Genomic DNA, 1275 nt, shown 5'->3' with positions numbered 1-1275 from the left:
GTCGTAGCCGCGGGCGTTTTCCGCTCCCGCCGCGTCTCTCGCGCGGGGGCCGTCGCGACCCGAAATCGGGCGCGAACCGCGTCGTTCGCGCGCCTCGCGGCGAAAACTTCGCGCCCCGGTCCGAAGGTGTCACGGGGGCGTCCGAAACTCTCAGTACGCCAGTCGCGGCCGGTGGAAAAGTTTTCGACGGTTTCGATTGACGGGCGTTTTTGAACCGATGTATAGTATACGCACGGACATCGGAACGCCCGTCACGCTCCCGAGGAGCACGACCCTCGCGAGCGTCACTGGCGACCGCTCAGAGATTCGTTACAACCAGTTCTTGCGGGTCGAAAGGACGTTGGATGGCTACGGCAACCGAGGCACGCATGGCGAAGAAATCGAAGGCCGTCGCGAAGGAATCGGGCGGCGCGCTCGCCGCGGCTCTGGAACGCGACCCGAATCTCAAGAACACCCTCGCGCAGATCGAAAAGGCCTTCGGCGCGGGGTCGATCATGGCGCTCGGCTCGGGCGAGGCCCCGAAGATCGAGGGCGTTCCGACCGGCAGCCTCTCGCTCGACATCGCGCTCGGCGGTCAGGGCATCCCCAAGGGCCGCATCATCGAGATCTTCGGCCCCGAATCGAGCGGCAAGACGACCCTCGCCCTGCACGTGATCGCCAGCGCCCAGAAGGCCGGCGGCATCGCGGCCTTCGTGGACGCCGAGCACGCCCTCGACCCGAGCTGGGCCAAGAAGCTGGGCGTCGAGCTCGACACGCTGCTCGTCAGCCAGCCGACCTCGGGCGAAGAAGGCATCCAGATCACCGAGATGCTCGTCCGCAGCAACGCGGTCGACGTGATCGTGGTCGACTCGGTGGCCGCCCTCGTGCCGCAGAAGGAGCTCGACGGCGACATCGGCGATTCGCACGTCGGCCTGCAGGCCCGGCTGATGAGCCAGGCGATGCGGAAGCTCACGGGCGCGATCGCGAAGTGCAAGACGGTGGTGATCTTCATCAACCAGATCCGCGAGAAGATCGGCGTGATGTTCGGCAGCCCCGAAACGACGCCCGGCGGCCGCGCGCTGAAGTTCTACAGCTCGTGCCGCATCGACGTCCGCCGCATCTCGCAGCTCAAGGACGGCGAAGAAGTCGTCGGCCAGCGGGTGCGGGCCAAGGTCGTCAAGAACAAGGTCGCCCCTCCCTTCCGCGTCGCCGAATTTGATATGATGCACACCAACGGCATCAGCGTCGAAGGCGACGTGCTCGACCTGGCGATGGAGCACAAGCTCGTCGTTCGTT

At 66.0% G+C, this 1275-nt stretch carries 1 protein-coding gene; it reads left to right on the top strand.

What is annotated here, in order from left to right:
- Positions 1–344: 344 nt before the first annotated feature.
- Positions 345–1275, top strand: a 931-nt coding sequence (gene recA, locus DP116_RS30480; RefSeq protein ID WP_211173474.1) for a recombinase RecA, incomplete at its 3' end; no start/stop codon positions are given.

Origin of the sequence: Brasilonema bromeliae SPC951 (assembly GCF_012912135.1) — a bacterium.
Lineage (GTDB): Bacteria > Cyanobacteriota > Cyanobacteriia > Cyanobacteriales > Nostocaceae > Brasilonema > Brasilonema bromeliae.
The sequence above is the reverse complement of the archived record's forward strand: the minus strand, read 5'-3'. Positions and strand labels throughout refer to the sequence as shown.